This is a genomic window from Oceanobacillus saliphilus (assembly GCF_023522835.1).
Taxonomy (GTDB): domain Bacteria; phylum Bacillota; class Bacilli; order Bacillales; family Amphibacillaceae; genus Oceanobacillus; species Oceanobacillus saliphilus.
In genome coordinates, this window is record NZ_JALCZU010000096.1 from 1 (window position 1) to 277 (window position 277).

Annotated in this window: 1 protein-coding gene; it reads left to right on the forward strand. The window is 48.4% G+C overall.

The features are described 5' to 3' along the window. Positions 1-277, forward strand: a 277-nt coding sequence (locus MN204_RS20580) for a hypothetical protein (protein WP_249872918.1), incomplete at both ends; no start/stop codon positions are given.

Genomic DNA, 277 nt, shown 5'->3' on the forward strand with positions numbered 1-277 from the left:
GCTCCCAACAATGAGGTTGACCCTATTGCGGCAACAACTTATGTTGCTCGGAGAATCGACGACTATACGAACGGGCTTGTAGCAGACGGGGAGCTCTTTTGGGAATTTCGCCATGACTTTCAAGGATGGAATGAAGCCATGCTCAAGTGCGCCAACGAAGCATACACCAAGGAACTCAAGCGAATCCTTCGGTTCAAAGGCGTCTTTACTGGTCGTCTTAACACACTACCAGTTGAAGCGTTGACCAACTTACTAGGCATGGATGATTATCTACGGT